This window comes from Kitasatospora sp. NPDC096140 (assembly GCF_040303045.1).
Taxonomy (GTDB): Bacteria; Actinomycetota; Actinomycetes; order Streptomycetales; family Streptomycetaceae; genus Kitasatospora.
Genome location: NZ_JBEOUW010000007.1, coordinates 101,315 through 126,760, shown reverse-complemented (window position 1 = coordinate 126,760; position 25,446 = coordinate 101,315). Strand labels below are relative to the sequence as shown.

The window sequence follows — 25,446 nt, the reverse complement described above, 5'->3', positions numbered from 1 at the left end:
ATCCGAGAAGGGAGCCAGAGAGATGACTGTCCGGCAGCACGACGAGACGACTCGGGACGCCTGGGAGGGCTTCCGGGGCGGACGATGGCGGGAGACCGTCGACGTCCATGACTTCATCCGGCACAACTACACCCCGTACGAGGGCGACGCCGCCTTCCTGGCCGGCCCCACCGGGCGGACCACCGCGTTGTGGCGGCGGATCACCGACCGCTTCCCGGAGGAACGCGCCAGGGGCGTGTACGACGTCGCGCACGACGTTCCGTCCTCCGTCACCGCGCACGCGCCCGGGTACATCGACCGGGGGAGCGAGCTGATCGTCGGCCTGCAGACCGACGCCCCGCTCAAGCGCGCGATCATGCCGAACGGCGGCTGGCGGATGGTCGCGGGTGCGCTGCGGACCTACGGCTACCCGGTCGACCCGCAGCTGGAGAAGGTCTTCACCGAGTACCGCAAGACCCACAACGCCGGGGTGTTCGACGCCTACACCCCCGAGATCCTGGCGGCCCGCCGGGCCGGCGTCATCACCGGCCTGCCGGACGCCTACGGGCGCGGCCGGATCATCGGCGACTACCGCCGGGTCGCCCTCTACGGCGTGGACCGGCTGGTCGCGGCCAAGCTCGCGGAGAAGGCCGAGCTGAACGCGGCGCCCGCCGACCCGGCGGTCCTGGAGGAGACGATCCGCGAACGCGAGGAACTCGCCGAGCAGATCCGGGCACTGGGCGAGCTCAAGGAGATGGCCTCGGCCTACGGGTACGACGTCTCCGGGCCGGCCCGCACCGGCCGCGAGGCGCTGCAGTGGCTCTACTTCGCCTACCTGGCGGCGGTCAAGGAGCAGAACGGCGCGGCGATGTCGCTCGGCCGCACCTCGACCTTCCTCGACGTCTACCTCCAGCGCGACCTGGACGCCGGGCGCCTCACGGAGGAGCAGGCGCAGGAACTGGTGGACGACTTCGTCATCAAGCTGCGCATCGTCCGCTTCCTGCGCACCCCCGAGTACGACGAGCTGTTCTCCGGGGACCCGACCTGGGTCACCGAGTCGATCGGCGGCATGGGCGCGGACGGCCGCACCCTGGTCACCCGGACGTCCTTCCGCTTCCTGCAGACCCTGTACAACCTGGGCCCGGCGCCCGAGCCGAACATGACCGTGTTCTGGTCGCCACGCCTCCCGCGGGGGTTCAAGGAGTTCTGCGCCCGGGTGACCATCGACACCTCCGCCGTGCAGTACGAGTCGGACGAGCTGATGCGCCCGCGCTTCGGCGACGACACGGCGATCGCCTGCTGCGTCTCCGCGATGGAGGTCGGCAAGCAGATGCAGTTCTTCGGGGCCCGGGTCAATCTCGCCAAGACGCTGCTCTACGCGATCAACGGGGGCCGGGACGAGCTGACCGGCGACCAGGTCGGGCCGGCCACCGCCCCGGTCGGCGACGGCGTGCTCGACCACGACGAGGTCCTGGCCCGCTTCGACGAACAGCTGGAGTGGCTCGCCGAGACGTACGTTCACGCGCTGAACGTCATCCACTACATGCACGACAGGTACGCCTACGAGCGGATCGAGATGGCCCTGCACGACCGGGACGTCCGGCGCACCATGGCCTGCGGCATCGCCGGCCTCGCGGTGGCCGCCGACTCGCTGTCCGCCATCAAGTACGCCGAGGTCACCCCGGTGCGCGACGGGACCGGGCTGGTCACCGACTACCTGATCGAGGGCGACTACCCGGCGTACGGCAACAACGACGACCGGGCCGACGGGATCGCGGTCCGGCTGGTCGAGGAGTTCATGGCGAAGGTCCGCAAGCACCCCACCTACCGCGGCGCCGAGCACACCCAGTCCGTCCTGACCATCACCTCCAACGTGGTCTACGGCCGGAAGACCGGCAACACCCCGGACGGCCGGCGGGCCGGCGAGCCGTTCTCCCCGGGCGCCAACCCGATGAACGGCCGGGACGGCCACGGCTTCGTGGCCGCCGCCCTGTCCGTCGCGAAACTGCCCTACGAGCACGCCCAGGACGGCATCTCGCTGACCAACACCGTCGCCCCGGACGCGCTGGGCCGCACCGAGGCGGAGCGGATCAGCAACCTGGTCGGCGTGCTGGACGGCTACGTCGCCTGCCACGGCTTCCACATGAACGTCAACGTCCTCGACCGGGACACCCTGCTGGACGCGATGGCCCACCCGGAGAAGTACCCGCAGCTGACCATCCGGGTCAGCGGCTACGCGGTCAACTTCGTCCGCCTCACCCGCGAACAGCAGCTCGACGTCGTCAACCGCACCTTCCACGACGCGCTCTAGGCCGGTCTTCGAACCCCCGAACGTGGGGTCCGAAGACCGGGCCCGGGCAGCGTGACCGACCGTCCACGCGGCGCCGGCGCCCGCTCCGACCAGCGGACGCCGGCACCCCGCCGTCCTCCGGAGAATCGCCATGACCGAACCCGTCCTCCGCGAAGGCCCGCCGCGTCGTCCCCCGGCGGCTCGCGCTCCGAGTGCCGCCGAACCGATCGCCACCGAACCGATCGCCGTCACCCCGATCGCCGTCACCCCGGGTGCCGTCACCCCCGCGGCCGCTGTCACCCGGCGCCCGGTCGGCGGCATGCTGCACTCGTGGGACCTGTCCACCGGCGTGGACGGCCCCGGCACCCGCTTCGTCGTCTTCCTCGACGGCTGCCCGCTGCGCTGCCTCTACTGCCACAACCCCGACACCCGCCACATGCGCGACGGCCGGCGCACCTCCGCGGACGAGATCGTCGCGGAGGCCGCCAAGTGCACCGGGTTCATCCACGCCTCCGGTGGCGGCGCCACCGTCAGCGGCGGCGAACCGCTGCTCCAGCCGGTCCTCACCGGCGAGCTGCTGCACCGCTTCAAGCACCAGCTCGGCCTGCACACCGCCCTGGACACCTCCGGCTACCTCGGCGCCCGCGCCACCGACGCCCTGCTCGCCGACACCGATCTGGTGCTGCTGGACATCAAGTCCTGGGACCGCGCGCTCTACCGGCACCTGACCCAACGGGAACTCGCCCCGACCCTGGACTTCGCCCGTCGGCTCGCCGACCTCGGCAAGGAGACCTGGGTCCGGTTCGTGCTGGTTCCCGGCCTGACCGATGCGCCCGGGAATGTCGAGGGCGTCGCCGCGTTCGCCGCCTCGCTCGGCAACGTCACCCGCGTCGACGTGCTGCCCTTCCACAAGCTCGGCACGGAGAAGTGGCGAGCGCTCGGTCTGGAGTTCACGCTCGCGGACACACCGGTGCCCACCCGCGACCAGACGGCCGCGGCCCGCGCCGTGTTCGCGGCGTACGGGCTGCACGTCGTCTGACGGGACGGCGCGCCGCCGCGCGTCGGGGCACCTCGGTTCCGTCCCCGGTCGGGCCCGCGGGCCGCGCTCGAACGAGCTGCGTGCGGATCGTGAACTCCGGTAATTCCTAACCAATTTGAGTGAAGGTTTGTTCACCGATCGACCGGGCGCCTGCGGATCGCCGTAGCCTCGGGAGCCGCAGGAAGCCGCGGGGATCCAGTCGACTCGGAAAGGCCATCGACACCATGACCCACTCATCGGGCGGGAACGACGCGACGACCGGCGGGCCCTCCCGCCGCACGCTGCTCAGGATCGGTCTCGGCGTCGCCGCGGGGGCGGGGGCCCTCGGTACGGGTGCTCCCGCGGCGGTCGCCAACGGGCCGTACGACCCGACCGCTCCGACGATCGCCACCAAGATCAAGAACCTCAGCGGACCGGTCGAGACCGGGCCGTTCGCCTCGCCGTGGACGGACCTCGGCATCCCCGTGCGGTGCCCGGACGGGACCATGCTCTTCGTCTGCGGCGACACCTTCGACGGCGACCGGGTGGGCACCGGCGACTGGCGCGCCCCGGTCGGCCTGCGCTCCGGCAGTGCGAACCCCGACAACCTGCGCATCGACGGCAGCGTCGGCGGCGACCACGCCAGGAGCCTCGTCGACGAGCCGCACAACCCGGTCGGCGACAAGTTCACCACGGCGATCCCGTCCGACGTGTTCGTCGTCGACGGCGTGATGTACATGCACCTCATGCGCGGCGTCATCTACGACACCCACCACACCGACTTCTGGCGCTCCACCGACAACGGCGAGACCTGGGAGTACCTCTGCCAGTGGCCGGGGGACCTGCACGGCGGCCAGTTCCAGCAGAAGACGTACGCCGTGGCCGACGACGGCTACTGCTATGTCCTGTCCACGGTGTTCAACCGCGACGTGGAATCGGGCATGCTGCTGCACCGGGTCCGGCAGGACAGTCTCGGCAACCCGGACGCCTACGAGCCGTGGGGCTTCGCCGACGGCGGCTGGCGGTGGAACGCGCCCGCCCCGACGACCGTCTTCGGCACCCGCAGGTGGGGCGAGATGTGCTTCCGCGCCATGGACGGCAAGTACGTCCTCACCTGGCTCAACATGGACCCGCTGTCGATCAGGGCGATGGTCTTCCCCCTCCCGACCTCGGACCTGACGAGGACGCTGGAGCAGACCATGATCCTTCCCGGCGCCCCGGGCCAGGAGGTCGGCAACCTCGTCGCCAGCCCGTACGGCGGCTTCGTCGTCCCCGGTTCGACGTTCGGCAACTTCCACATCGTCGTCAGTCAGTGGTACGACGACACGAACTACCGGATCATGCAGTACCGGATCAACATGCTGTCCTGAACCTGATGCCGAACGTGAGGCCGGACCTCGACCTGAACGTGAAGCCGAATCCTGGACCTGAGGCTCAACCTGAAGCTGTACAGCCTGAAGCTGCACCTCGACCTGAACCTGAGGTTGAGCTTGAGGTCGAGGTCAAGGTCGAGGTCGAGCCTCGCGCCGAGGTCCGGCCGACCCCTGGGTAGTCTTCGGAGCCATGTGGAGAGAAGCGGCTGGTGAGGCCTTCCCCGGGGCGGGGTTCCGGAGTCCCGCGCAGGTGACGGCGCTCGCCGAGGCGGAGCGCCGGCTCGGGCGCGGTCTGCCGGCCGAGCTGAGGGAGCTGCTCCTGGAGAGCGACGGAATCATCGGGCGCACCGCGGTGGACACCGTGTGGCCTCTCGAAACGGTCGTCGAGCGGAACCTGCTCTTCCGTTCCGACGCCTCCTTCGCCCAGCTGTACATGCCCTTCGACGCCCTGCTCTTCTTCGGCGACAACGGGGGCGGGGACCACTTCGCGTTCGTGCGGACACCCGAGCGTCCGGACATCTTCGTCTGGGAGCACGAGGACGACAGCCGCCGGTGGGTGGCCCGGGACCTGGCGGACTACCTGGGCCGTTCCCTCGCCGCGGGCGGGGACGACTGGTACCGGTAGCCGCCGGCCCGGTGCGCCCCGCCGGGTGTCGCCCGTCGGGTGCCGTCCCGCGGGGTGCCGTCCCGCCTACCGCCGGGCGTCGACCTGCACGACGGCGTGACGGCCGTCGGTGCGCCACGGCGTACCGGTGTCGTCGAGCCGGGCGACGGTGGTGGCGTCGACGCCGACGATCACGTCCGACTTCAGGGTGCGCAGGGCTGCGACGGCGGACGGGAAGTGCGCCGTCGCGGCGGTGAACGGGGTGGTCGGCGGCCAGAGCCGGTCGCCGACCAGGCGGCGGTAGTTGAGGTCGCCCTTGACGATGGTCAGCGCCGCGTCCGCGAACTCCTCCCGGAGGTCGGCGGGCATGTCGTGGAAGGGCAGCGGCGCGCAGAAGAACGGATGCGTGCGGACCGCGAGCGTGCCGCTGCCCATCGCCCGCCACAGCCGCTCGCCGGCCGCCGCGGCGGCCGGCGTGGGCGCGGTGCGGAGGCGTTCGAGCGCGGCGAGGACGTCGGCCATCGTCGCGTCCGACACGAAGTACGGCTGCGGCTTCACGTACAGCGTGACCTGCGCCGCCGGGCCGCCGGTCAGGAGGTGGTCGATCAGCACGAGGTCCGGCAGCAGCTCCCGGCCCGCGTTGTCGGCGACGACGCAGAGCCGCCCGCCCCCGGCCCGTTCCAGCGCGGCCCACAGCAGCGCGCCGTCGTCGGCGACCAGGCCGGACGCGGCGGGCCCGCCCGGCTCCGCGGTGATCCCGAAGCTGAGGTCCGCGCGGTTGCCCCACAGCGAGGACGACAGCAGCGCCTCCCGCCGGCGGGTCTGCGGCAGCCCGTCGAGGGCGTCGAGCGCGGCCAGTTCGTCGTCGACCGCCGACCCGCCGAGCTCGGCGGCCTTGAACGGCGCGAACGGGTCGACGCCCTGCCAGGCGCCGGGCCGGAAGTAGCCGGTGGCGTCGAGGAGCCGACGGTAGAAGTAGCTCTCGGCCCACAGGAACGGCGCCTCGCCCCACGGCCTGCCCCACAGGCCCTCGCCCCACGTCAGCCACCGGGCCGCGTCGGCGGCATCCGTCGCATCCGTCGCATCCGTCGCATCCGTCGCGTCCACCGCGTCCGGCCCATCCGTCGCGTCCACCGCGTCCGCGCGCAGCGGCTCCAGGACGCCGTCGGTGCTTTCCACGAGCAGCCGTTCGACGGCCGACCGCTCGGCGGGGCCGTACGGGAGGGCGTCGAGGACCCGCCGGACGAGCTGGGGGTGGCGTACGTGGAAGACGCTCCAGGGGAAGGACCCGGGGACGTCACTGCGGATCACGGGCGCGTTCGACACGGTGGGGCTCGTCCCTCGTCGTCATCGGGCAGGTGGGTGCGTCGGTCGCAGACCTTACGCGGGTGGCGGCCCGGAGTCGCGACGCGGTGCTGCGGCGCGGAGTCGCGGCGCCGGGTTGCCGTGCCTCCGGGGTGTCACTGCGGTCGCAGTCCGGCGAAGACGACGTCGAAGATCCGCTCCCGGGCCCCGGGGTCGGCCGCGAGCTGCTCGGTGGCCGTGCCGACGCCGACGAGCAGGGCGATCAGCTCCGGCAGGCCCACCTCGGGGCGGACGGCCCCGGCCCGCTGCGCCGCGGCGAGGAGTTCGGTCAGCTGGGACCGCATCTGCTCGGTGGACTCCCGCAGGGAGGCGTGCACGTCGACCCCGGCCTCGGCCAGGGCGCGGGTGAACTCCTGCTTGCCGGCGGAGTGTTCGACGATCAGGCGGAAGCTGGCGAAGAAGGCCTCGGCGGGCTCGGCCTCGGCCGCGAGTTCCGCGGTGCGCGCGGTGATCGTCTCCAGCCTGCGGACCATGACCGCCTCCAGCAGTGCCTCCTTGGTGGGGAAGTGCCGGAAGAGGGTGCCGACCCCGACCCCGGCGGCGCGCGCGATCTCCTCGGTCGGCACGCCGATGCCGCGGGTGGTGAACACCTCGGTGGCGGCGTCGAGCAGCTTGGCCCGGTTGCGGGCCGCGTCGGCGCGCAGCGGTCGTTCCGATGCCCCGCTCATGCCTGTCTCCTCCCGTCCGCGGCGCGCGCGGATCTACCCCTGGACAACCGGAGTGGCTGGTCCGTATCGTGTGAAGCGGAGTCGCTAGTCCGATTCTAGCGGCGCGATCCTGGGGGTTGATCATGTCCGAAACGCTGTCGCCGCGCGAGGTCTTCCTCAAGCTGCTGGAGGGCATCACCGAAGGACGGTTCTCCGAACTGGCCGAGCTCTACGCCGAGGACACCGTGGTGGAGACCGTCTTCGAGCCGGTCGGGCCGCGCCGGTTCGAAGGGCGAGCCGTCCTCGCGAAGCGGTTCGCGGAAGTCGCCGAGCACTCGCCCCTGCGGCTCACGGCGGAGAACGTGGTGATCCGGGAGACCGACGATCCCGAGGTGATCGTCACCCAGTGGGACTACCGGGCCCACCACCGCGCCACCGGCCGGGACTTCGAGACCGCGAACATCCAGGTCCTGCGGGTCCGCGACGGCCGCATCGTCCACAGCCGGGACTACCACGACCACCTGGCCTTCCACACGGCCGGCGGCACCCTGCCCCAGCTGGTGGCCGCCCTGGAAGGCGAGTAGCCGGCCCCTGCCGGAGCGCTCCGCTCGCCCCCGAGCGCTCCGGCCGGCGCCCCACCACGGCCGCCCGCAGCGGGCCCGCCGCCGGCACTCGGCTCACCCGCCCGGCGTCCGGTAGATTCGGCCGCCGGCTGACGCACACGAAGCGGCTGCGCGCAGCAGGTTCGACGCAAGGGGGCGACGGGTGGGGAGCGGGGACGGGCGGGGCCGGCGGGCGGGGGACCTGCTGGAGTGCTGGCGGGCGATCGAGCTGTTCAGCCCGCCGTCGATCCCCGAGGTGCCGCGCAAGCGCCGCGTGGGCCGGCCCCGGGCCTCGGACCCGGTCGTCGTCGACGTCACGCCGGCCGCGGGCCAGGCGGCGGCCCTGCTGCCCTGGTCGCCGGAGCACCCGGAGACGGCGGCCCGGCGTGCGCCGCGCGGGATGGTGTGGCGGCACGAGGTGTACGGCGGGGTCTTCGAGGTGGAGCGGCTGCGCCAGGCGATGATCGCCGTGCTGCCGGCGGGCACCGACCCCGATCCGGGGGTGCCGCAGGAGGAGCTGAAGCTGTCGGGCCGCAGCGCGATGTTCGCGCTGGTCCTGGACGAGCACGGGCGGCCGGTCGAGGAGACCTCGGTGGTCTCCGCGTGCGCCTGGGCGACGGGGCGGCTCTTCGACCCAGGGCCGTCGACGCCCGGGTGGCTGGACGGCTTCGAGGAGCTGGGCGAGGCGTTCGAGGTGGCGGTGGGGCAGCTGGCCGCCGCGCCGATCCGGTACGCGCCGGGGGCCCGGCCGCTGCCGAACCAGCTGCCGTACTCGCTGCCGAACCCGCTGCTGTCCCGGCCGGTGGGCGGCACGGTGCCCGGACGCACGGTGCCCGGACGCGCGGGGGCCGAACCGACGGGCGGCTGGCGGCAGTTGCTCGCGGAGGTCCTGGGCGGCGCGGCGGTGGCGGCGGTCGGAGCGCTGTTCGGCGAGGTCGCCGGGGCTGCCGTGCAGGGGGCGACGGAGCCGCTGGTGCGGCGCGTCGCCGAGTGGTCGGCGGTCCGCCGGACGGGGCGGCAGGACGCCGAGGGGCCGGGGGCCGCGGCCGAGCCGCAGCCGTCCGCCGCGGTGCCGTCACCGTCCGCTTCACCCGCCACCGTTGCGCCCGTTTCCCCCGACGAGCCCGGTGGGCCTGGTGGGCCCGATGGGCCTGATGGGCACGGTCCCGACGGGACCGACGGGGACACCGGCGCGCGCCCGGTCGAACTCGCCGACCTCGTCGCGCTGACCGCCCAGATCGCCCACCTGTGCGGTGTCGAGGAGCACCTCGACCCGCGCGTGATCCGGGTGCAGAGCCGGCTGGTGCGCCTCCCGCGCGACCCGAAGGCCAAGGCCGCCGCCCCGCAGCCGTTCCTCAACAGCTTCCTCCCGCCCGACCTCGCCCGGGTCGGCGCGGCGCTCGCCGACAGCGGCGGCGAAGGCCTCGGCCCCGCCCTGGAGGCCTATCTGACCGCTCGCCAGGACATCCCGGTCGCCGCCCGCACCGACCTGCTCGTGGACCGCCTCACCGTCCTCGAAGGCGTCGACCCGGCGCTCGTCCCCGCCGGGCGCTGGCCGGCCAAGGCGCGCTACCCGCTCGCGCTCAGCCAGCAGTTCGCGGTCAACCGCATGCTCGCCGACCGCGCCACCGGGACGACGGCCACCGCCCCGGCCCCGGACGCCGGCGGCCTGTTCTCCGTCAACGGCCCGCCCGGCACCGGCAAGACCACCATGCTGCGCGACCTGGTCGCCGCCCTCGTGGTCGAGCGCGCCGCCGTGCTGGCCGGCTACCGGCGGCCCGAGGAGGCGTTCGTCGGCCGAGCCTGGCGCGGCAAGGACCGCCAGGGCGTCCACGCGCGCTTCGTCTCCGCCCTCGACCCGCGGCTCACCGGCCGCGAGATCGTCGTCACCTCCTCCAACAACGGCGCGGTGGAGAACATCACCGCCGAACTGCCCGGCGCCACCGCCCTCGACGAGCACTGGCACGGCGGCCCCGACCACTTCTCCGACCTCGCCTCCGCCCTGCTCGGCGGTGCGCCCGCCTGGGGGCTGGTGGCCGCCGTCCTCGGCAACAAGACCAACCGGACGCGGTTCACCGAGCGCTTCTGGTGGGGCCGCCTGCCCGAGGACGAGAACGCCGTCCGCACCGCCGCCGGCCTCCCGCCGCTGCGCGGCATGAACGCCGTCCTCGGCGACTGGGTCCCGCCGAGCGCGCCCAGGCCCACTGCCCGTACCCCGCGCGACCGCCGCACGGCCACGGCCCCAGCGACCGTGACAGCGCCCCCCGCCGCCCCCGCCGAGCCCGCCGAGCCCGTCCCCTCCTGGCCCGAGGCCGTCGCCGCCTTCCGGGCCGCCCAGGCCGAGGTGGAACGCCTGCGCGCCGAACGCGCCCGCCTCGCCACGGCGCTGGCGACCACCCGGTCCGACCGGCTCGACGCCGACCTCGGCGCCCTGAGCGCCGCCGTCGTCCGTGCCGATGAACGGGTGGCCGCCGCCCGGACCCGCTCCGACGCCGCCGCCACGGCCGTCGAGACCGGTGCGAGCGCCGTCCGCACCGCCGAAGCCGCCCACGAGGCCGCCGACCGGGGCGTCTCCCGGGCCCGCCAGGCCCTCGAAGAAGCCCGGAGCGTCCTGGCCGTCGCCCGCGAACGCGCCGACCAGCACCGCCGACAGGTCGACACCCTCACGGCCCTCCACGACGAGCCCCCCACCGCGCAGTCGGGCCTGCGCGCCGGGCTGCGCCGCATGCTCCGGAGCGAGGCCGAGCGCCAGGCCGCCGAGCAGCACCGCGAACGCAGCCAGGCCGAACTCCTCGCCCTGCTCGTCGAGCAGCACACCGCCCTGGCGGACGCCAACGGCCACATCGCCCGTTGCGTGCGCGCCGAGGAGCAGGCCGCCGCCGAGCTGCGCACCCGCTCCACCACCGACGTCACCGCGGCCGCCACGGCTGCCGACTTCGCCCGAGCGCTGGAGCGTGCCGCCCTCACCGAGGAGTCCGCCGCCCACGAAGCCCTCCAGCGGGCCCGACAGGACGCCCGCACGGCCCTGCAGGAGCTGGAGAGCGCCGTCGCCCGCGTCGACGCCGCCCACCGCTCCCTGCGCGAGGCCGCCGAGACCCTCCCCTCCCTGCCACTGGACTGGCTCCACCTCGACGACCACGAGCAGGAACTCGGCGCCCCCTGGGCCGACGAGGCCTGGAGCACCGCCCGCAGCGACCTGTTCCTGCGCGCCCTCGACCTGCACCGCGCCTTCGTCGCCAACACCGCCAAGCGGATCCGCAGCAACCTCCAGGTCCTGGTGGAGCTCATGGCCGGCACCAACGGCCCCGTCCCCGACGAGCAGGTCCTGCACGCCTGGCAGACCCTCTTCCTGCTCGTCCCCGTCGTCTCCACGACCTTCTCCTCGATCGGCAGCATGTTCGCCCGCCTCGGCCGCGGCTCCCTCGGCTGGGTCCTCGTCGACGAGGCCGGCCAGGCCACCCCGCAGGCCGCCGTCGGCGCCCTGTGGCGCGCCCGCCGCGCCGTCCTCGTCGGCGACCCCCTGCAGCTCGAACCCGTCGTCACCATGCCCAGCGCCCTGCAGCGCCGCCTGCTGCTCGCCCACGGCGTCGACGAGGAGTGGCTGCCCTCCGCCACCTCCGCCCAGGCCGTCGCCGACCGGGTCAACCGCTACGGCACGTACCTGCCCGCGCCCACCGGCGCCGAGGACGAGACCGTCTGGGTCGGCTCACCGCTGCGCGTCCACCGCCGGTGCGAGGAGCCCATGTTCACCGTCAGCAACGAGGTCGCCTACGGCGGCCTGATGGTGTACGGCACCCACCCGCAGCCCTTCCCCGACCCCGAGCACGACGGCCTGCTGCCCAGCCGCTGGCTCGACACCCCCGACCCCGAACGCCCCGCCGACGCCCCCTGGGGCGAACGCGACCGACGCGCCCTCACCTTCCTGCTGAGCCGGCTCGACCGGCACGAGGTCGGCGTCGACCGCCTCCGCATCATCGCCCCCTTCCGCGCCCTCGTCCGGGAGGCCCGCGACACCTGCCGCACCCTCCCCGGCTGGAGCGCCGAACACCTCGACGAACGCTGCGCCACCGTCCACAAGGCGCAGGGCAAGGAGGCCGACGTCGTCATCCTGCTGCTCGGCGCCGGCCGCCGCGGCGCCCGCGCATGGGCGGCCGGCACCCCCCACCTGCTCAACGTCGCCGCCAGCCGCGCCAAGCGCCGCCTGTACGTCGTCGGTGACCGCGCCCTGTGGGCCCCGCTGCTCCACTTCGACGTCCTGGCCGACGAACTCCCCGTCTACGACCACATCGAGGACCGCGACACCTGGCCCCTCGACACCCCCGAACCGCTGGCCCCGCCCGCGTAGCCCACCGGGCCCTGACGTGCCGCGCCGGGCCCGGAAAACAGCGGTGTCCCGCTCCACCCGCGAACGGGTGGAGCGGGACACCAGGGTGCGTCAGCTGCTGGTCGTCAGCAGACGGTTCGCCAGGGCGTCGGCGAGGCGGTAGGCCTCGTCGGCCGAGAGGGTACGGCAGATGGCGTCCGCCAGTTCCTCGACGTTGTGCCAGTCGACACCGTCCAGATCGGCCTGCGGGGCTGCGACCGCCGGCTTCTCGCGCTGCTCCGGCATCGGGACCGGGTCGGAATTTTCCGCGGAAAATCGGTCGGTGCCCGAAGCGGGCTCGGCGCTCGCGGACGGAGCCGCCTTCGGAGCTGCCGGGGCTGCAGGTTCCGGCCGAGGCGCGGCCGGCGTCGTCGGCGCCGGGGCCGCCGCCGACGGCGCGGATTCCGCAGCCGGTCGGCTGACCGGCTCGGCAGCGGCCGGGGCGGGCGTTGGGGCAGCTATCGCGGCGGGTGCGGTGACCGTTTCGGCGACCGGCTCGGCGGCCGGTGCCGGCGCGGCCGCCGGCTGCGGAGCCGGCACGCCGGCCGGGGCGGCCTTGACGCCCGCCTTCGCCTCCAGCCGCGCCGCCCGCTTGAGCGCCACCGCGTCGGCGTCGGCCTGCAGCAACTGGTCCAGCTCCGCCGTCTGTCCGGCCAGGGACATCTCCTCGATGCCCTTCACCGACCCCAGCCGCCGGGCGACGTTGATGGAGACGCCCTCCTCGCCGCGTGCCTTGGCCCGCACCTGGCGCTGCAGCTCCGGGTGGAGCTTCAGCAGGTTCTTGCGGTGCGAGATCCAGCTCTGGGACCAGCCCTCGGCCTCGGCGGCCTCCTTGGCGGTGGGGTACTGCGCCACGATGAGCAGGACCGCGTTGGCCTCCTCGATCGGGTCGAAGTCCTTGCGCGCCATGTTCTCGTCGAGGGCCGCCCGCAGCAGGGTCGCCTTGGACTCGGCCACCGAGTCGTCGACGACCACGAGCAGCTGCTCACGCCCGTACAGCTGCGCCGCGGCCCGACGGCGGTTGCCGTTGACGATGACCACGTCCTGCGGGCCCGCGCCGAGCACCTGCCGGTCCTCCGGCCACAGGAGCAGGTAGGCCGCCGGGGTGACGGCGAGGCAGCTCTGCAGCTGGCGGTCCTTGATGCTCGCCAGGTCGGAGAGGTCGCCCAGCTCGTCGCGGGGGTTGCGCGGGTTGGGGAGGCAGTTGGCGGTGGGGATCCACCGGGCCGGGGTGTTGTTGGCGCTGCTGCCGCTTTCCACACCCGGGGCGTCGACGACCGGGTCGGCGGCCATCGAGGCGAAGGAGACACGACGGCCTGCCATCAGCGACCCCCGTACCCGAGTTCGAGGGACAGGCGGAAGAAGTCCTCGCGGGCCCGGTAGGCGGTGCCGCTCTCCTTGTACTGGGTGACGACGGTGCCCTCGGCCACCGCCCGCGAGTGGATCTTGTACCGGCGCAGGACGGTCTTGGCGCGGGGCCAACCCTTCGCCGCGATGTACGCCTCGGTGTCCTCCAGGTCGGCGCGGCCGTCGCGCGGGTCCCAGTTGTTGACGACGATCCGGAAGGGGATGTCCATCGGCTCGATGACCTTCTGGATGGTCCGGGCCGTCGGGTCGAAGCACAGCGGCTCGGTGATCATCGGGACCAGGACGTCGTCCGCGATCTCCAGCGCCCGGCGCAGGATCTCCTCGTCGGCCAGGGTGCCCGGCGTGTCGATGAAGATGTGCTGGTACTCGTCCTTCTCGCCCAGCACGTCGAACGTGCACGCCGCGAGGTTGACCGTCGTGGTGGTCTTGCCGACGCCGCCCTTCTGGTTGGCGATCACGTGGATCTTCGCGCCGGTGTTCTTGAGGTGGATCAGCTGTTCGGCGTGGTCGTGCGCCGCCATGAAGTCGAAGGGCAGGTTGTCGCCCACCCGCTCCGCCCAGACGACGGCGGACCCCTGGGGGTCGGTGGACACGACAAGCACGGATGGCTTCATGATGTTCCGTTCTCTCCGTGGGCTTCCCGGGCTGACTGCCCGGTACTGCGGATGTCCGCCGTTCAAAGCCGCGAACGGTGGACGGGGACAGCATTGCAGATGATCAACTGGGAGTCGGACGCGACCCGCCCGTTTTCGCGCACAATGATCGTCTCCGGCGCCCGCTACCGTCCCCGGAAAGCGGTTCTCCCCCGCGTGAACGGCCTCTGCCCCGGTGATCCGGGAAACCGCGGGCCCGGCTGCGGCGGAGGGGGGAGGGAACAGGAATCGTGCACGGCACTCGCCGATTCACACATCCGGGAAATCGCCGGAAGTGACGTTCCGGAAATCATGACGGACCGCCAGATCGAAAGCCGTCGGAATTCCCCCGCGTCCGGACCGGCGGACTGCCACCGCGACGGCCGACGGGCCGCCGACGGCCACCGAGGCGCCCGAAGTCCCGGAACACCACGACAGTGGACAGTAGACAAACGATGGACGCGCGGCGGGCGGCACGGGCCGCATCGCGCCGCCCCGCCCGTCCATCGCTTGTCGCCCGGCGCGGCGGATCGTTCACCACGGCGCAGGCACACGGCCCGCGCCGCCCACCGAACACACACGGAATCGAGGGAAACCATGCGCATCTCCGCACGCGTCGCGGCGCTGGCCACGGTGGCCGCCATCGGGCTCGGCACCATCGCCACCGGCACCGCCCAGGCCGCCCCGGCCACCGGAGCAGCCACCGCTTCGGCCGCCGTCAAGGCCGCCCAGCCGGCCCCGGCCGGCGTCCAGGCCGCCCGGAGCACCACGGTCCACCTGACCAACAAGACCGGCTGCACGCTCTGGCGGACCAACTACTCCCTGGCCCACGGCATCTGGACGCAGGAGCCGTACCTGGGGCTGGCGGACGGCGCCGAGGAGACCTTCGGGTCCGAGAGCAACGGGTTCATGACCGGTACCGAGGGCCTGGTGCAGTACGTGTCCTATGACTGCCAGCAGGGCTGGCGCAACGGCAAGTACGTCCAGCTGCACTGGGCCAACCCCTACGTCGGTTCCAACGGCTATGACGAGAACGGCACCGACGGCGGCGTCTTCGCCCCGGTCCGTCAGGGTGGCGGCGGCGACAACGCCGACGTCTTCTGGACCGTGTGGGGGGCCTGATCCCGCCGTCGGGCACCACCACGCCGGAGCGGTCGGATAGTTCGGAGTCCGCCGGCTGACGGGCGGTGCCCCCTGCCAGGTGTCGAACGGCCCGCCCCTGTCCGGGCCGTTCGGCACCACCGGGTCGGACGCGCCGCCGCGCGGCCGGTCGCGCCCGTCCTCTCAGCGCCGGGCGCGAGGGCCGCGCGGCTCGACGAGGCGATCGCCGAAGAGCCGGGTGCCCGCCTGTTTGACGTGTTTCAGCACGGGTGAGACCTCCATGCTCTGCAAGCCGTCCAGGGACCCGATGCGATCCGACGTGAACTCGAACAGTTCGTCGAGATCCCGGCAGTGTGCGACGGCGTGGATGTTCCAGGGCCCGGAGACGGCTGCGACGAAGGCGATCCCGGGTTCCTGCGCGAGTGCGCGGCCCGCGTTCTTCACCGCCGACGGGTGCACGCGGAGCCAGAGGTTCGCGCGGGCGTGGTAGCCCAGGGCCGCTGCGGCGATCTCGACGTCGATGTGCACGACGCGGCGCCGGAGCAGGGTGTCGAGGCGCCGCGAGACGCGACCCGGAGTGAGACCGGCGGCTGCGGCGAGGTCGACGAGACCGGCGCGGCCGTCCGCGGCGAGCGCATCGAGCATCTTCTCGTCCTCGGGGGTGAGCTGCAGCGGCTCGCGGGCGACGACCGGAGACTCGGTGAACGGGGGCCCGCCGCTCCCCAGCGCTGCTTCCTCCTCCGGGGACAGCGTGCCCTCCAGGGCGGACCAGTAGTGGCCGCGCCCGCCGAGGAACTGACGGAGCATGGCGAAGGCGTTGACGTCGACCACCGCGGCCGTGCGGGGAAGCCGCTGCCCCAGGAGGTCCTCGCGTTGTTCCCGCGTCCGGGACTGCGTCGCGCAGGTGATCTCGCAGCCCGCCGCGCCCAGGGCCACCCAGTTGACGTCGTCCCGCTCGGCGAGCGCGTCGGCGATCGCCGGGCCGCTGCCGGGGCGGCAGCGCAGCCGCACCAGCCACCTGCTCTGCCCCAGGGCGCCCGGGTTGACCACGCCGGCCACGCGGATCACACCGTCGGCGCGCAGCCGGCGGTAGCGGCGGTTGACGGCCCCCTCGGTCAGGCCGAGGGCGGTCGCGATCGCGGCGAACGAAGCCCGCGGTGCGATCTGCAGCGCCCGGATGATTCGTACGTCATCGGGCTGCAGCGAAGCGGATTCCGTCATGAGTGCCCTCGGCATGTCGGCAATCCTACGAACGAGGGCTTGTGGCTCGCCCGCGATGCCGTGCGGAGGAAACACTCGGGGCGTAGGGGGTTCGGGGCGCAGGGGTTCGGGCGCACGGGATTCGGGGCGCACGGGTCGAGGGATCGCAGCGACGGGCGCCGCCCCGTGCCGGTCCCGGGGTCCCGACGACACCCGAACGGAGTACGACGCCCGTGGAACGGAGTTGACGCCCATGTCATCGAACGGCACCGCACATCAGCACCGACCGACCGCCCTGATCGTCGGGGCCTCGCGCGGCCTCGGCCACGCGATGGCGGTGGAGTTCCTCGACCGGGGGTGGAGGGTCGTCGGCACGGTCCGCGACCTCACCGCCCGGACGCCGCTGCACGAACTCGCGGACCGGGCCGACGGGCGGGTGACCGTCGAGCGCCTCGACCTCAACGAGCCCGGCCACCTGCCGCTGCTGCACGAACGTCTGGCGCACCGCCGACTCGACGTGCTCTTCGTCAACGCGGGCACCACCAACAACGAGCGGACGCCGGTCGGGGCGGTCCCGACGGCCGACTTCGTCGACGTGATGGTCACCAACGCCCTCGGCCCCATGCGCGCCATCGAAGCCCTCGAAGACCTGGTGCGACCGGCGGGCCTGATCGGGGCGATGTCCTCGGGACAGGGCAGCATCACGAACAACACGGACGGCGGCCGCGAGGTCTACCGGGGGAGCAAGGCAGCGCTGAACATGTTCCTGCGGAGCTTCGCGGCCCGGCAGAGCGGGACGCGGCGCGCCTTCGTCCTCCTGGCGCCGGGCTGGATCCGCACGGCCCTGGGCGGTCCGGACGCGCCGTTCACGATCGAGGAGACCGTCCCCCTGCTGGTGGACGTCCTGCTCTCCCGACGGGGCACGCCCGGCCTGGCGTATCTGGACCGCTTCGGCCGGACCGTTCCTTGGTGAGCCCTGCCCGCTACGGATGGACCGTCCCGTGGTGAACCCTGCCCGCTACGGCCGGGCCGAGCCGCCCGACTGAGGCTCCTCCGTCCCCTCGCACCCGGAGTCGGCGGCGGCCTCGACGAGGTTGTGCTCCAGGCGTTCCAGGGTGTGCAGGGCCTCCGCGCGCTCGTCGGGGGTCAGACCGGAGGTGACGAGGTCTTCGAGCGTGCTCCAGCTCTGTTCGACCTCGCGGCGCAGGGCGTGGCTGGCGGCCGTGGGTTCGATGAGCGACGCGCGCTTGTCGGTGGGGTCGGGGCGGCGGCGGACGAAGCCGGCCTGCTCCAGGCGCTGGACGGTGCGGGTCATGGTGGCGGCGTCGGAGTCCAGCAGGCGTACGAGGTCGGTCTGGCGCCGGGGGCCGAGTTCCCACAGGTGCATCATGACGAGCTCCTGGCCGGGGTGCAGGCCGATGCGGCGCAGGAGCTGTCCGGCGTACATGCGGTGCAGGCGGGCGAGGCGGAAGATCGCGTGGCTGATGGGCCCGCCGGCGGCGGCGGCCGGCAGCGGAACGCTGGCTCCCTGAGCGGATCCCGCGGGATCCTTCCCGGCCTTCGGGGACTGGGTCATCTCTTCCTCACTTCCTGATCGGGCAGCTAACTCTATCGCGCGGCTGCGCTCCCTCGCTGATCCGCCCGCCTTCGCACGGCAACTTACCTGGCAGATCGGCATGGCTGACGCCAGGAGGCCGTGGAGAAGTGGCCCTCGGGCACTTACCTGTTCGAGCAGGTATCTGTTACGTTGGATGCATCGAGGCCACCGGCACTCCTCACGTAGGGAAGAGATCATGACCACTGCTTTCGATCCGATCGTTCTGGGCGGCAAGCCCCTGACCAGCCGTATCGCCATGGCGCCGATGACCCGCAGCCGCGCGCACGGGCCGGGCGCGGAGCCGACGGAGCTGATGGCGACGTACTACGCGCAGCGCGCCGGCGCCGGGCTGATCGTCACCGAGGGCATCCAGCCCTCGCCGGTCGGCCAGGGCTACCCCGACACCCCAGGCCTGCACACGGCCGGGCAGGTGGCGGCGTGGCGGACGGTGACCGACGCGGTGCACCGCGAGGGCGGGGTGATCTTCGCCCAGCTGATGCACACCGGCCGGATCGGCCACCCCAGCCTGCTGCCCGACGGCCTGGTGCCGGTGGCGCCGTCGGCGGTGGCCGCCAAGGGGCAGGTGTTCACCCACGAGGGCCCGAAGGACTACGTGACGCCGGAGGAGCTGAGCGAGGCGGAGATCCGGCAGACCGTCGCGGACTTCGCCGACGCCGCCGCCCGCGCCGTCGAGGCCGGGTTCGACGGGGTGGAGATCCACGGCGCCAACGGCTACCTGGTCCACCAGTTCCTCGCGCCGAACACCAACCTGCGCACCGACGCCTGGGGCGGCGACACCGAGGGCCGGATCCGATTCGCCGTCGAGGTGGTCACCGCGGTGGCCGAGGCGATCGGCGGCCACCGGGTGGGTCTGCGGATCTCGCCCGGCAACCCGTACAACGACATCGCCGAGGCCGACCCGGCCGAGGTGTACCAGGTGTACGAGGCGCTGATCGGGCGGCTGACCGGCCTGGACCTGGCCTACCTGCACCTGTTGGAGGGTCCGGACCGCGACCTGACCGCGCGCCTGCGCAAGGCGTGGCCGGGCACCTTCGTCCTGAACCCCTTCACCCACCCCGCCGTCACCGGGCCCGAGGCGCTGGAGCTCGTCGAGGACGGCAGCGCGGACATGATCGCCTACGGGGCGCTGTTCCTGGCCAATCCGGACCTGCCGGCCCGGCTGGCCGTCGGCGGACCGTTCAACACGCCGGATCCGGCCACGTTCTACGGCGGTGACCACCGGGGCTACACCGACTACCCGGCTCTCGGCGCCTGATCGACGCCTGACAGGCGCGCGGCACACCGGCGCGGCCACGGGCGTGGCCGCCGTCGTGACCGCACAGTGGGTCAGGGCGATCCCGTCCGATCCGTCCCCCGATCCGTCTTCCGAACCCGTCTTCACCTGGGAGTTTCCGATGTCCACTGCCATCACCTTCTCCGAGTACGGCCCGCCCGAGGTGCTGCGCCCGACCGAGGTCACCCCGCCGCAGCCAGGTCCGGGCCAGGTCCGGATCAAGGTCAAGGCCGCCTCCGTGAACCCGCTCGACCTGAAGATCCGCTCCGGCATGATGGCCAAGGTCGCCCCCGCCGACTTCCCGGTGACACCGGGCGTGGACGCTGCGGGTGTCGTCGACGCCGTCGGCGAGGGAGCCGGTGCGGCCGTCGGCGACGAGGTGCTCGGTGCCACCGCCGGCGGCAGCTACAGCGAGTACGCCCTGCTGGAACGCCCGGTGGCCAAGCCCGCGGAGCTGTCGTGGGAGGTGGCCGCCTCGCTGGTCACGGTCGGCCGGACCGCACACCGGGTCCTCGACCAGCTCGGCGTCGAGGCGGGCCGGACCCTGCTCATCCACGGCGCCGCCGGCAGCGTCGGCTACATCGCGGTGCAGCTGGCGGTCGCCCGCGGCATCACCGTCATCGGTACGGTCGGGGAGAAGGACGTCGAGCGCATCACCGCGCTGGGCGCCACCGCCGTCCGCTACGGCGACGGCTGGGCGGAGCGGGTGAAGGCCGCCGCCCCGGGCGGAGTGGACTTCGTCTTCGACGCCGCCGGCGCCGGCGTGCTCGCCGACTCCGTCGCCCTGACCGGCGATGCGGACAAGGTCATCACCATCGCCGACATGTCCGCCCAGCAGCACGGCGTGCGCTTCAGCGCGGGCACCGGCGGCCAGGGCGGGGAGTCACTGCCGGAGCTGGTGCAGCTCGCCGCCGCCGGAAAGCTCACCGTGCCGATCTGGCGCACCTACCCCCTGGCGGAGGCCGCCCAGGCGCATGCCGACCTGGAGGCCCACCGCAACCGGGGCAAGGCCGTCCTCCTGCCCTGACCCCTGTGCTGCGGCCGCCTCGCCGCCTCGTGTCGCCGGAGCGCGTTGCCGCCTTGCGCCGCCGGAGCGCGCGAGGCGGACGGCCGGGGCCGCAGCCGGCCCCGCACTCCAGCCGGCTGCGGAGCGTCACGTGCCCGCTGGTCGTGGCGGTCGGAGGGCAGGGCTGAGGAGTTCGCAGAAGCGGTCCAGGGCGCGGTCGGTGCGGTGGCGGTCGCCGGTGGTCGTGAGGTCGAACAGGAGGCCGCGGATGACGGCCATGACCAGCGTCGGGGTGACGGTGTCGTTCGGGCCGGCGGTGACGTCGTGGAACACGGCGCCCAGGGTGTCGAACCAGTCCGTGATCGCCTCGGCCTGGTGCGGGTAGTTCTCGGGATGGACGAGACCGTCGGCGTGCACCTCGAAGAACAGCCGGACGAACGGGGCGCGTTCCGGTGCACTCATCCAGGACCAGATGCCGCGCAGGTGCTCCTCCGGGGAGGCGGCCTGCGCCGGGGGGAGCCCGGCCAGCCGCATCGCGCCGCGGCGGCGGGCCTCGGCGAGGACGGCGGACACCAGCTCCTGCTTGCTGCCGAAGTCGTAGAGCAGCATCCGCGGGCTGGTGTCGAGGGCGGCGGCCAGGGGCCGCAGGCTCAACCCGGCGAGGCCGTGCGCCAGCACGTAGTCGGTCGCCCTGGCCAGCGTGGCCTCCCGTCGAGCGGGGTCCGGAGGTCGCCCCACGGTGGACCGTCCTTTCGTTCTTGCCGATCTGAGCCTGCGTCAGTATATGGTACGACTGTTTCAAGAACGAGGGGGAGACAGTCATGCACGCACACGACCGGGCCGTCGCACTCGGCGCCGGAGGTCTCGTCGGCACCGCCTGGACGGCCGGGCTCGCCCGCGGCCTGCGCCACGGCGGGGTGGATCTCGGCGAGGCCGATCTCATCGTCGGCACCTCGGCCGGCGCGATCACCGGCGCACTGCTGGCCACCGGTCAGGACCCGGGCCGCCTCGCCACGCCGGTGCGCCCGGCCGGTTCCGGCAGCACGCCGCCGCGGGTGGACGGGCGCCGGCTGGGCGAGGTGTTCGCCGTGCTCGGTCAGGCCGCCGCGGACCCGGACGGGGCGCGGCGCCGGGTCGGCCGGATCGCGCTCGACGCCGAGACCGGCCCCGAGCAGGCCCATGTCGCCCGGATGCGCGCCATGGTCGGCACGGACGACTGGCCGGACCGGCCGCTGCTCATCCCCGTGGTGGACGCCGAGACCGGCGAGTCGGCCGTCCTCGACCGTACGAGCGGCGCGCCGCTGTCCGTCGCCGTGGCGGCGAGCACGGCCTTTCCGGGCATCTACCCGCCGATCACCGTCGACGGCCGCCGGTACATGGACGGCGCCCTGCGGTCGGCGACCAACGCCGCACTCGCGGCCGGAGCGCGCACGCTCGTCGTGATCGACCCGCAGGCGCACCTGTTTCCCCGCGAGCTGCTCCACCGGGAGCTGGCCGTGGCCGCGGCGCACACCGTGGTGACCGTCGAGCCCGATCCGGCGTCGATCGGCGTGTTCGGCCCGGACCTGAACGACCGGACGGCGTGGGAGCCGGCCTACCGGTCGGGCCTTCGCCAGGCCGCCGAGGTCGCGGAGCGGCTCCGTTCCGCGTGGCGGACCGACGCCGGTGCCGACACCGCGGCCGGGACCGGATTCGGTACGGAGGACTGAGCGCCGCCTGGTCCCCGGCCGGGTGATCCGGTCCCGGCCGGCCCGGCGGCGCTCAGCGCGGCAGCACCCAGTCCGGGGCCCAGGTGTCGGGGGCGTCGTGGCCGGGGGTCGTGGCGGCGAGGTGGGTGCGGAGGGTGGCCAGGGCCGGGTGGGGGTTGTCGCGGTGCCACAGGAGTGAGTGCGGGTAGACGGGCGTCGGGTCGGTCACCGGGATGCGCCGCAGGCCGTGGCCGGCGGGCCAGACGAGGCGGGTGTGCTCGCTCATGAAGGTGGCCAGGGCCGGGGTGTCGGCGATGGTGTCGAGGAGCGCGTCGGAGCCGAAGTTGGGGCCGGTCGCCTCGATGGTGAGACCGAACTCGGCGACCAGGTCGTCGTAGTAGGCGCCCCACTCGCTGCCGGGGAGGATGCCCGGCATCCAGATCCGGTGGCCGACCAGCTCGGCGAGGGTCACCGACCTCGCGCCCGCCAGCGCGTGGCCGGGGCCGGTGAGGAGCTGGAGCGGCTCGTCGAGCACCCGGACGGACGTGATGTCCTCGGGCAGGGGCCGGCCGGGCGCGGCGACGGCGCGGAAGGACGCGTCGACGGTGCCGGAGCGGATGGCGGCGATCGCCGTCTCGATCTCCAGCAGCATCACCACGTCGAGGTCGATCTGCGGGTGCGCGCGGTGGAAGCCGCGCATCAGGCCCGACGCCGCGCCGCGCGAGGCGATCACGTCGACCCGCAGCGGGCGGTGCCCCACGCGCACGGACGCGACCGCGCGCTCCGCGACGCGCAGCAGTTCGCGCGCGTGGGGCAGGAACGCCTGCCCGTCGATGGTCAGCTCGGCCCCGCGCGGGGTGCGGGTGAACAGCCGCACGCCGAGGTCGCGCTCCAGCGCGGCGACGCGCTTGGAGACGGCCTGCTGGGTGACGGAGAGGTCGACCGCGGCCTTCTGGAACTGGCCGGCGTCCGCGATCGCGGCGAAGGTGCGCACTGCTTCGAGGTCCACGCCGACCACCCTAGTGAACAACCCATGGTTGTGCGGCGATGGCACGAAGGTTGTTTGACCCGCGGTTGTGCTGCCCGATTAGCTCTCCTCGATCAACCCCGGTTTGTGTGATCGAGACGGCGAGGAGGCACATCGAGCATGAGGGGCAGGAAGCGGCTGGGCCGCCGGTTCGGCTGGCTGTGGGCGGCGTACGCGGTGAGCGCGTACGGGTCCGGGCTGGGGTTCGGGGCACTGCCGATGATCGCCGTGCTGGTGTTGCACGCCGGTCCGGCCGAGGTGTCCGCGCTGTCCGCGGTCGGGCCCGCGGTGGGAGCGCTGGTCGCGCTGCCGCTCGCGCCGTGGGTGGAGTTCCGGCGCAAACGCCCGGTCATGATCGCGACGGACCTGACCCGGTTCGCGGCCATGGCGAGCATCCCGGCGGCCTACGCCCTCGGGTGGCTTGGCTTCGTCCAGCTGCTCGTGGTCTCGATCGTGGTCGCCGCCGCCAAGATCGCGTTCGGCGCGGCAAGCGGCGCCTACCTCAAGGCCCTCGTCCGGCCGGAGGACCTGCTCGTGGCCAACGCCCGGTTCGAGTCCACGAACTGGAGCTCCATCGCGGTCGGGCCACCGCTGGGCGGCGCGGCGATCGGGGTGTTCGGGCCGGTCACCACCGTGGTGGCCGACGCGCTCGGCTACCTGCTGTCCGCGCTCGGCATCACCGCGATCGGCGGCCGGGAGGAGGCCCCGCGGCCGCCCGGCACCGGCACTGGCAGCGACACCGGCAGCGGCAGCGGCACTGCCACCGGCACCGGCCCGGTCCGGGCCGGCGGGGTGCTGGACGGCTGGCGGCACATCCTGGGCGACCCCGGTCTGCGCGCGCTCTACCTCAACAACGTGCTCGTCTCCGGCCTGATCATGGCCACCGAGCCGGTGCTCGCCGTCCTCCTGCTGCGCCGACTCGACTTCGCCCCCTGGCAGTACGGCCTCGCCTTCGCCGCCCCCTGCCTCGGCGGACTCGTCGGCTCCCGGCTGGCCCCCCGCGTCGTGGCCCGCTACGGGCGGCACCGGGTGTTCCGGACCGCCGGCACCCTGCGCGCCGTCTGGCTGATCGGCCTGGCCTTCGTCCGCCCCGGCGTCGTCGGCCTCGTCACCGTGATCGCCGTCGAGCTGGCGATCATCGTCAACATGAGCCTCTACACCCCGGTGCTCGCCACCTACCGGCTCGAACACACCCCCAAGCACCTCGTCGCCCGCACCCTGGCGGCCTGGTCGATCGGGCAGCAGGCGGCGATCGCCGTCCTCACGGCGCTCGGCGGACTGCTCGCCGGCGCCACCGGCCCGCGCACCACCCTCGCCGTCGCGGGGCTGGCCATCCTGGCCACCCCGTTGCTGCTGCCCCGCCGCGACCAGGTGGCGCAGCCGGATCCGGTGCCGTCGGTGCCGGCCGACAACCCGGCCTGACTCCCGCGCCGCCGCAAGCGCCACTGCCGTCACCGCCCTCGTAACTGCCACCGCCACCGCCGTGACCGCTACCGCCACCGCCGTGACCGCCACCGCCGCCGCCGTGACCGCCACCGCCGCCGTAACCCAGGAGGACACCCGCGTGAGCACCGACCTTGCCCTCGACCCCGCGCACACCGCCCTGCTCGTCCTGGACTGCCAGCCCGCGGTCCTGGCCGCCGTCCTGCCCGACGAGGGGGAGCGCGAGGCCCTGCTCACCCGCCTGCAAGGAGCCGTCGCCGACGTACGCGCCGCGGGCGGCACCGTCGTCCACGGACGCCTCGGCTTCACCGAGGCCGACTGGGCCGCGGTCCCGGCCGCCAACACCTCCTTCGCCGCACTGGCCCGCCACCGCGCCATGCACCACGAGGACCCCGCCGCCGCCGTCCACGAGCGCCTGGCTCCCCGGGAGGGCGGCGGCGACATCGTCGTCCGCAAGACCCGCCACGGCGCCCTGTCCACCACCGACCTCGACCGCCGGCTGCGCGAGCGGGGCCTCACCGCACTGGTCGTCGCCGGCGTCAGCACCGGCGGCGCCGTCCTGTCCACCGTCCTCGACGCGGCCGACCGCGACTACCGGCTCCACGTCCTGTCCGACGGCGTCGCCGACCCGGACCCCGACGTCCACGACGTCCTGCTCCGCCACGTCCTCCCCACCCGGGCCCGCATCATCGACACCGCCGCCCTGCCCGCCCTGCTCCGCGCCGCCTAATGGGACTTGCTGAGTCGTAGAGACTCGGTGCCGTAGCCGCCGGCAGGTGAGCACTCGTGTCGCCGGAACCATTGCGAGTTCTGGGGTCAGACCGTGCCCCTGCTGGTCGGCCGGAAGGC

21 protein-coding genes are annotated in these 25,446 nt (G+C 73.5%); 13 read left to right on the top strand and 8 right to left on the bottom strand.

Going from position 1 to position 25,446, the window contains the following annotated elements:
• Positions 1 to 22: 22 nt before the first annotated feature.
• The 4 genes from pflB to ABT048_RS09255 all read left to right on the top strand — a co-directional run bounded on the left by pflB (position 23) and on the right by ABT048_RS09255 (position 5,285).
• Entirely contained in the window at positions 23 to 2,290 is a 2,268-nt protein-coding gene (gene pflB / locus ABT048_RS09270; RefSeq protein WP_350520705.1) for a formate C-acetyltransferase, read from the top strand.
• 298 nt (positions 2,291 to 2,588) lie between these two features.
• A complete protein-coding gene (gene pflA / locus ABT048_RS09265) occupies positions 2,589 to 3,308 on the top strand; it encodes a pyruvate formate-lyase-activating protein (RefSeq protein ID WP_350520834.1) in 720 nt (239 codons plus the stop codon).
• Positions 3,309 to 3,532: 224 nt separating this feature from the next.
• On the top strand, positions 3,533 to 4,657 hold the full coding sequence (locus ABT048_RS09260; protein WP_350520704.1) for a DUF4185 domain-containing protein: 1,125 nt from the start codon (positions 3,533 to 3,535) through the stop codon (positions 4,655 to 4,657).
• A 253-nt stretch (positions 4,658 to 4,910) separates the two neighbouring features.
• Positions 4,911 to 5,285: an SMI1/KNR4 family protein gene (locus ABT048_RS09255; RefSeq protein WP_350520703.1), complete on the top strand. Its 375-nt coding sequence runs from the start codon at positions 4,911 to 4,913 to the stop codon at positions 5,283 to 5,285.
• Between the two features lie 66 nt (positions 5,286 to 5,351).
• Here ABT048_RS09255 and ABT048_RS09250 read toward each other — a convergent pair whose 3' ends face one another.
• On the bottom strand, positions 5,352 to 6,590 hold the full coding sequence (locus ABT048_RS09250) for a damage-control phosphatase ARMT1 family protein (RefSeq protein WP_350520702.1): 1,239 nt from the start codon (positions 6,588 to 6,590) through the stop codon (positions 5,352 to 5,354).
• Between the two features lie 134 nt (positions 6,591 to 6,724).
• Complete coding sequence (locus ABT048_RS09245; RefSeq protein ID WP_350520701.1) at positions 6,725 to 7,297, bottom strand: TetR/AcrR family transcriptional regulator; 573 nt, start codon at positions 7,295 to 7,297, stop codon at positions 6,725 to 6,727.
• Between the two features lie 122 nt (positions 7,298 to 7,419).
• On the opposite strand from ABT048_RS09245, the gene ABT048_RS09240 reads away from it, so the two are divergent.
• Both ABT048_RS09240 and ABT048_RS09235 read left to right on the top strand, forming a co-directional pair.
• Positions 7,420 to 7,860, top strand: coding sequence for a nuclear transport factor 2 family protein (locus tag ABT048_RS09240; RefSeq protein WP_350520700.1), 441 nt, complete (start codon positions 7,420 to 7,422; stop codon positions 7,858 to 7,860).
• A 181-nt stretch (positions 7,861 to 8,041) separates the two neighbouring features.
• Positions 8,042 to 12,223: an AAA domain-containing protein gene (locus tag ABT048_RS09235; protein ID WP_350520699.1), complete on the top strand. Its 4,182-nt coding sequence runs from the start codon at positions 8,042 to 8,044 to the stop codon at positions 12,221 to 12,223.
• Positions 12,224 to 12,313: 90 nt separating this feature from the next.
• On the opposite strand, the gene ABT048_RS09230 is transcribed toward ABT048_RS09235, so the two are convergent.
• A complete protein-coding gene (locus ABT048_RS09230; RefSeq protein ID WP_350520698.1) occupies positions 12,314 to 13,564 on the bottom strand; it encodes a ParB/RepB/Spo0J family partition protein in 1,251 nt (416 codons plus the stop codon).
• Complete coding sequence (locus ABT048_RS09225; protein ID WP_350520697.1) at positions 13,564 to 14,202, bottom strand: ParA family protein; 639 nt, start codon at positions 14,200 to 14,202, stop codon at positions 13,564 to 13,566. Before ABT048_RS09225 ends, ABT048_RS09230 begins: the two co-directional genes overlap by 1 nt.
• A gap of 636 nt (positions 14,203 to 14,838) precedes the next feature.
• Here ABT048_RS09225 and ABT048_RS09220 point away from each other — a divergent pair.
• Complete coding sequence (locus tag ABT048_RS09220; protein WP_350520696.1) at positions 14,839 to 15,363, top strand: hypothetical protein; 525 nt, start codon at positions 14,839 to 14,841, stop codon at positions 15,361 to 15,363.
• Positions 15,364 to 15,525: 162 nt separating this feature from the next.
• Here ABT048_RS09220 and ABT048_RS09215 read toward each other — a convergent pair whose 3' ends face one another.
• On the bottom strand, positions 15,526 to 16,578 hold the full coding sequence (locus tag ABT048_RS09215) for an Lrp/AsnC family transcriptional regulator (RefSeq protein ID WP_350520695.1): 1,053 nt from the start codon (positions 16,576 to 16,578) through the stop codon (positions 15,526 to 15,528).
• Positions 16,579 to 16,795: 217 nt separating this feature from the next.
• Between ABT048_RS09215 and ABT048_RS09210 the strand changes: the two genes are divergently transcribed.
• Entirely contained in the window at positions 16,796 to 17,515 is a 720-nt protein-coding gene (locus tag ABT048_RS09210; RefSeq protein WP_350520694.1) for an SDR family NAD(P)-dependent oxidoreductase, read from the top strand.
• 45 nt (positions 17,516 to 17,560) lie between these two features.
• Here ABT048_RS09210 and ABT048_RS09205 read toward each other — a convergent pair whose 3' ends face one another.
• A complete protein-coding gene (locus tag ABT048_RS09205; protein WP_350520693.1) occupies positions 17,561 to 18,118 on the bottom strand; it encodes a MarR family winged helix-turn-helix transcriptional regulator in 558 nt (185 codons plus the stop codon).
• 217 nt (positions 18,119 to 18,335) lie between these two features.
• Here ABT048_RS09205 and ABT048_RS09200 point away from each other — a divergent pair, with 217 nt between their 5' ends.
• Together ABT048_RS09200 and ABT048_RS09195 are read left to right on the top strand one after the other, a co-directional pair.
• Positions 18,336 to 19,415 (top strand): alkene reductase, encoded by a 1,080-nt coding sequence (locus tag ABT048_RS09200; RefSeq protein WP_350520692.1) that lies wholly within the window; start codon positions 18,336 to 18,338, stop codon positions 19,413 to 19,415.
• 139 nt (positions 19,416 to 19,554) lie between these two features.
• A complete protein-coding gene (locus ABT048_RS09195) occupies positions 19,555 to 20,460 on the top strand; it encodes an NADP-dependent oxidoreductase (protein ID WP_350520691.1) in 906 nt (301 codons plus the stop codon).
• Positions 20,461 to 20,586: 126 nt separating this feature from the next.
• Here the strand turns inward: ABT048_RS09195 and ABT048_RS09190 are convergent, their stop codons facing one another.
• Positions 20,587 to 21,177: a TetR family transcriptional regulator gene (locus ABT048_RS09190; protein WP_350520690.1), complete on the bottom strand. Its 591-nt coding sequence runs from the start codon at positions 21,175 to 21,177 to the stop codon at positions 20,587 to 20,589.
• Positions 21,178 to 21,260: 83 nt separating this feature from the next.
• Between ABT048_RS09190 and ABT048_RS09185 the strand changes: the two genes are divergently transcribed.
• The gene (locus ABT048_RS09185) at positions 21,261 to 22,148 is read left to right on the top strand and encodes a patatin-like phospholipase family protein (RefSeq protein WP_350520689.1); all 888 of its coding nucleotides are present in this window, start codon (positions 21,261 to 21,263) and stop codon (positions 22,146 to 22,148) included.
• A 52-nt stretch (positions 22,149 to 22,200) separates the two neighbouring features.
• Here the strand turns inward: ABT048_RS09185 and ABT048_RS09180 are convergent, their stop codons facing one another.
• Positions 22,201 to 23,136: a LysR family transcriptional regulator gene (locus ABT048_RS09180; RefSeq protein WP_350520688.1), complete on the bottom strand. Its 936-nt coding sequence runs from the start codon at positions 23,134 to 23,136 to the stop codon at positions 22,201 to 22,203.
• Positions 23,137 to 23,274: 138 nt separating this feature from the next.
• On the opposite strand from ABT048_RS09180, the gene ABT048_RS09175 reads away from it, so the two are divergent.
• Complete coding sequence (locus ABT048_RS09175) at positions 23,275 to 24,576, top strand: MFS transporter (RefSeq protein ID WP_350520687.1); 1,302 nt, start codon at positions 23,275 to 23,277, stop codon at positions 24,574 to 24,576.
• A gap of 61 nt (positions 24,577 to 24,637) precedes the next feature.
• Positions 24,638 to 25,327: a cysteine hydrolase family protein gene (locus ABT048_RS09170; RefSeq protein WP_350520686.1), complete on the top strand. Its 690-nt coding sequence runs from the start codon at positions 24,638 to 24,640 to the stop codon at positions 25,325 to 25,327.
• Positions 25,328 to 25,446: the final 119 nt, after the last annotated feature.